The sequence below is a fragment of the Mycobacterium sp. genome (assembly GCF_049802695.1).
In the GTDB taxonomy this organism is placed as follows: domain Bacteria; phylum Actinomycetota; class Actinomycetes; order Mycobacteriales; family Mycobacteriaceae; genus Mycobacterium.
This window is the reverse complement of the sequence record NZ_JBARMY010000186.1, coordinates 1-5,150: the sequence shown is the minus strand read 5'-3', so window position 1 is coordinate 5,150 and position 5,150 is coordinate 1. Positions and strand designations below refer to the sequence as shown.

General features: G+C 66.6%; 6 protein-coding genes and 1 pseudogene. 1 reads left to right on the top strand and 6 read right to left on the bottom strand.

What is annotated here, in order from left to right; genetic code table 11:
* Nucleotides 1–61 precede the first annotated feature (61 nt).
* The 6 genes from rplW to WA317_RS07485 form a co-directional block, all read right to left on the bottom strand.
* Nucleotides 62–364: a 50S ribosomal protein L23 gene (gene rplW / locus WA317_RS07510; protein WP_425172434.1), complete on the bottom strand. Its 303-nt coding sequence runs from the start codon at nucleotides 362–364 to the stop codon at nucleotides 62–64.
* The gene (gene rplD / locus WA317_RS07505; protein WP_425172433.1) at nucleotides 364–1,029 is read right to left on the bottom strand and encodes a 50S ribosomal protein L4; all 666 of its coding nucleotides are present in this window, start codon (nucleotides 1,027–1,029) and stop codon (nucleotides 364–366) included. Before rplD ends, rplW begins: the two co-directional genes overlap by 1 nt.
* Nucleotides 1,029–1,691 carry a 50S ribosomal protein L3 gene (gene rplC, locus WA317_RS07500; RefSeq protein ID WP_425172432.1) on the bottom strand — a complete coding sequence of 221 codons (663 nt, stop codon included), beginning with the start codon at nucleotides 1,689–1,691 and terminating at the stop codon, nucleotides 1,029–1,031. Before rplC ends, rplD begins: the two co-directional genes overlap by 1 nt.
* A 15-nt stretch (nucleotides 1,692–1,706) precedes the next feature.
* Nucleotides 1,707–2,012, bottom strand: a complete 306-nt coding sequence (gene rpsJ / locus WA317_RS07495; RefSeq protein WP_003873519.1) for a 30S ribosomal protein S10 — start codon at nucleotides 2,010–2,012, stop codon at nucleotides 1,707–1,709.
* Between the two features lie 376 nt (nucleotides 2,013–2,388).
* Nucleotides 2,389–4,035, bottom strand: coding sequence for a carboxylesterase/lipase family protein (locus tag WA317_RS07490; RefSeq protein WP_425172431.1), 1,647 nt, complete (start codon nucleotides 4,033–4,035; stop codon nucleotides 2,389–2,391).
* Between the two features lie 109 nt (nucleotides 4,036–4,144).
* On the bottom strand, nucleotides 4,145–4,807 hold the full coding sequence (locus tag WA317_RS07485) for a TetR/AcrR family transcriptional regulator (protein WP_425172435.1): 663 nt from the start codon (nucleotides 4,805–4,807) through the stop codon (nucleotides 4,145–4,147).
* 98 nt (nucleotides 4,808–4,905) lie between these two features.
* Between WA317_RS07485 and WA317_RS07480 the strand changes: the two are divergent.
* A pseudogene (locus tag WA317_RS07480) lies at nucleotides 4,906–5,150 on the top strand (MFS transporter); the annotation flags it as partial.

The following is a 5,150-nucleotide window of genomic DNA, read 5'->3' as shown; positions in this document are numbered from 1 at the left end:
TCGGCTTGTACTTGCGAATTCCCATGGTGGCTGAGTCTTTCTTTCTCGGCTGGGCCTCGGCCTAGGCCGGAGCTCCGAACAGGTCGATCGGCTTGCTGCCCGGCGCCAAGGTGACGATGGCGCGCTGGGTGTCCTTGCGCTTTCCGAAACCGGCCCGGCTGCGCTTGCGCTTGCCCTGCCGGTTGGCGGTGTTCACCGACGCCACCTTGACCGAGAAGATCTTCTCGACCGCGATCTTGATCTGCGTCTTGTTCGAATCGGGGCGCACCAAGAAGGTGTAAACGTTGTCGTCGATCAACCCGTAGGACTTCTCGGAGATGACCGGCGCCAGGATGATGTCGCGGGGATCGCTGATGGTCGGCATCAGGTCGAAACCTCCTCGGCACTTGCGGTGTTGGCGGTGATGTAGGCATTCAGCGCCTCGACGGAGAACACCACATCGTCGGCACGCAACACGTCATAGGTGTTGAGCTGGTCGGGCGCCAGGATGTGCACACCGGGCAAATTGCGCACACTCTTCAGCCCGGTTTCGTCACTGCGGCCGATCACCACCAGTACGCGCTTGTGATCGGTCAGCGCGCCGAGAAACGCTTTGGCGCTCTTGGTCGACGGCGTCTGCCCTGACACCAGTTCGGTGACGGCGTGGATACGGCCGTTGCGAGCACGGTCCGACAACGCGCCGCGCAGCGCGGCGACGATCATCTTCTTCGGCGTGCGCTGGCTGTAGTCGCGCGGCTTGGGACCGTGCACGGTACCGCCGCCGGTGAACTGCGGAGCACGCACGGAACCCTGCCGAGCACGCCCAGTGCCCTTCTGCCGGTACGGCTTACGTCCACCTCCGCGGACCTCGCCGCGAGTCTTGGTGGAATGCGTGCCCTGCCGGGCCGCCGCGCGCTGAGCGGTGACGACCTGGTGCAGCAGCCCGATGTTCGCCGGGGCATCGAACAACTCGGCCGGCAACTCGATGGAGCCGTCCGTCGCGCCGGCCGGTGTCTTAACCTCGATTGTCAACGTGTTCGCCGAAGTCATTACTTCTCACCTCGTTTGATCGCGCTGCGGACCACGACCAAGCCACCGGTGCGTCCAGGGACGGCACCTTTGATCAGCAGCACACCGTTCTCGGCGTCGACCTTGTGCACCAACAGGTTCTGAGTGGTCACCCGGTCGTTACCCATCCGACCGGCCATCCGGGTGCCCTTGAACACCCGCGCCGGAGTGGCGCAACCGCCGATTGAGCCGGGCCGCCGGTGCACGGCCTGCGCGCCGTGGCTGGCGCCCTGACCGCGGAAACCATGGCGCTTCATGGTCCCTGCGAAGCCCTTGCCCTTAGAGGTGCCGGTCACATCGACATAGCTGCCGTCAGTGAAGATTTCGGCGGTCAACTCCTGGCCCACCTGATATTCGGCTGTGGCTTCGGGACCGTCGAGTCGCAACTCGGCCAGATGCCGGCGCGGGTTGACGCCGGCGGCGGCGTACTGCCCGGTCAACGGCTTGTTGACCTTGCGCGGGCTGATTTCACCGTAAGCCAGCTGGACGGCGCTGTAGCCGTCGCGCTCCGGAGTGCGGATGCGGGTCACCACATTGGGCCCGGCCTTGACCACCGTCACCGGGACGACACGGTTGTTCTCGTCGAACACCTGCGTCATTCCCAGCTTGGTGCCCAGAATGCCTTTCCTAGCTTTTGAAGCCATTGCTTTCCCAGACTCCTACTGAATGTTGACGTCGACGCTGGCCGGCAGATCGATGCGCATCAACGCGTCAACGGTCTTCGGCGTCGGGTCGAGAATGTCGATCAGCCGCTTGTGGGTGCGCATTTCGAAGTGCTCCCGCGAGTCCTTGTATTTGTGCGGGGATCGAATGACGCAGTAGACGTTCTTCTCAGTCGGCAGCGGCACCGGACCCACGACGCTGGCGCCGGTTCGGACGACCGTTTCGACGATCTTGCGCGCCGAGGCGTCAATGGCCTCGTGGTCATAGGCCTTGAGCCTGATGCGGATTTTTTGTCCCGCCACGCTTCTCGTACCTCTCTCCCGCTGTCCGGTCATCCCGCGCTCCGCCAACGTGTCGTCGCGCCCGGTGTTCCGCCGCTGTTTACCTGTCCTGGTGCGCCGGTCCAGCGCCCGGGTGTGTTACCCGCACGCAGCCTCGTTCGCGATCAAAATCGTCGCTCCGAAGTTGGGACCGGAGGCGCCCGTAAGAGCGCCGGTCGTATGCCCGGCCAGGCGCGAACCCGGCGCAAGGCAACCTGAACAGTATGCCCTAGATCATGGCGTGGGCCAAATCCTTGCGAGCAGGTGACGGCGGTCCTGATCGGTGCCAACACCTGGGCGCCCCAGCGCCCGCCGGAGCGCCGCCTTACCCAAAGTACGGTATGGCCCGACCGGCGTCTCACCGGGCTTTCCGCAAGCCCTTCGCTCCGGCCCAGAACGGGCACTGGTGCGCGGCGTCGTAGCCCGCCAGGGCCCGGCTGCCGTCCGGCTGCAGCGACATCCACGGACTGCTGGCCGGATCGTCGCCGAGCGGGGGCCAACCGGGCAGGCCGGCCACTTTCGGAGCCTCGCTGATCACGAACTGGCTCCAGTAGCGGATCATTTCGTTGGACAGCGCGCGCTGCGCGGGGTCCAGTGGCTGCGCGCCGCCGATGTTGAACAGGTAGCGCAAATCCAGTGAGTGGCTGGCACCGACCGGAAACGGTGCGCGGCGCATCAATGCGGTGGCCGGGGCGTGTAAGTCGTTGAATTCGTAGCCGTACACCGTTGCACGCCGGTGCAAACCGTCGGCAAGCCGGTCGGCGACGCAGCTGAACAGCCCGTCGGTGACCGCCGCGGCGTAGGCGAGCGACACGTTGCCGCCGAAGCGCTCCGGCGGATAGTGCGCCTGCACCGCGCGGCCGTCGGCGCCGAAGATCTCATCGAGTTGCCCCGGATATTCGGCGGCCGTCATCGCCCGGCCCAAGTGCGCGTACCGCAGCGCCGCGAACATGGTGAACTCGTCGTGAGTGGTGCCGATCAGCACCGGAACCTTGGCCGCATGACCGGTGGATACCGCCGCGACCGGATCGACGGGAAGCGCCGCCGTGCCGGTCACCGGGCCGGATAAGGCGTCGGAGTCGCCGAGCCAGACGTACCACGGCGGGCGTGACAGTTTAGTGGCCGGCAGCGCGCGCAGGCAGTCCGCGGCGGTGGCCGGATCACCGCATCCCACCGACGCCGCGTAATCCAGGCTGGTGTGCTCGGCGCTGACGACATCGGCTTGCGCCGAACACGGCGCGCTGGCGATGATCGCCGCCCGGAACAACCCGGCCGAACCCGGCGCCACCAGGTGGTCGCATACCGACATGCCCCCCGCGGATTCCCCGGCGATGGTCACCTTGGCCGGGTCCCCGCCGAAATTGGCGATGTTGTTTCGCACCCAGCGCAGTGCGGCTTGCTGATCGGCCAGACCGTAGTTGCCGATGTCGTTGCCCGTCCCGAGCGAGGGGTGCGCCAGGAATCCGAGCGCACCGAGCCGGTAGTTGAGCGTGACGACGACGATGTGGCCCTGCGCCGCCAGCCACCGCGAGTTATAGATGTCCGCGCTGCCGTTGACGAAGCCGCCGCCGTGGATCCAGACCATCACCGGGCGCTTCCCGCCGCCGGCCACCGGCGGGGTCCAGATGTTCAACGTCAGGCAGTCTTCGCTGGTCGCCCTGCTGCCGCGGCCTTCCTGCATGCACTGCGGGCCCGGCTTGCTGCCGTCGCGCAGACCCGTCCACGGCGCCGGCGGTTGCGGTGGCTGCCAGCGCAACGGACCCAGCGGCGGTGCCGCATACGGAACGCCCTGAAAGAGCCGGTAATCCGCCGCAACCTGACCGCGTATCGGTCCCGACGAGGTGCGGACCACACCGGAGTTCAACGCGGCGGTGTCCCCCTGACCCGGTGTTCGGGGGGTCGCCTGGCCGCCGTGGCCACATGCCGCGGCCAGCATCGTCACCACGAGCAACGCTGCGGGCGCCGGCCCCCAGCGGACTCGACGACGAAGCGTTCCGATCGGCATGAAGCCTCAGCTTAAGCGAAAGCGGGCGCAGCAGATCAAAGCAAACCGCATAGCGAGTCGATGCCGACCGGAGGACCGTAACTTACCGCCACCGTCTTCGTGGCCTGGCTCAAAAACCTTCCGATCCGGTATTCGCTGCACTAGTTCCGTGCCGCTGCCGGCGCTGCACGTGCAAGAACCCATCCACCGCCGCCTGAGCGCACTCGCGGTAATCGAAGTCCGGCAGAGTCGACAGCCGCCCGAGCACCAGGGGTCCGATCAACAGCGCGACTGCGCGGGCGCGGTCGATCTGGCCCAGCTCGGCCACCGCTTCCGGGCTGTCGAAAATGGCATCGAACGGCGCTGCGTACTGTTGCGCGATACGTTCGCGCAGGGTCGTGATCGCAGTGCTGTCCGCCGATTGGGTGTGACGGGCCTCCGGCAGATGTTCCAAGTCGCTGCCCAACGCCAACCACGACATCGCGGTCAGGGTGGCCGGGGCTTCGGCGACTCCCTCGGCTTGGGCCAGCACCACCGCGACCAGCCGGTCGCGCAGGGACCCCTCGGCCGGCGGCATGGGCGCAGGTGGGATGAGGTTGTTGAACGCCGCTGCGAGCAAATCATTTCCGCTGGAGAAGTGGCGGTAGAGGGTTGCGCGCGCCACGTTGGCGGCACGGGTGACAGCGTCGACCGTCACCGCACTTGGACCGCCAGACCGCAGCAGCGAAGCAGCGGCGTCAAGTAATCGAGCACGAGAACGCGCCGGCCGGGGATCGGTACTGCTGCCGGAAATCCTCCGCCACCTCCCTGAGGTTTGAAAGCAAGACTATTGGTCTACCTACAAGACTGATAGTCTCAAAACTTCGTGCCACCGAAAGGAGGCTCGCCACCATGGCGGAGACCCTCAGCCGGCCTGACCAGCGTACCGACGCGGCCTCCCTCGGCGGATCTGCTCGAGCGCGAGCCTGGGCTCTGATCGTCACCTGCATGGGCGTGTCGCTGGTCATCGCGTCGATGGTCGCCTTGAACACCGCCCTACCGGACATCGCGGTGGCCACCGCCGCCACCCAGTCCCAGCTGACCTGGGTGGTGGACAGTTACACGCTGGTGCTCGCCTGCCTGCTGCTGCCGGCCGG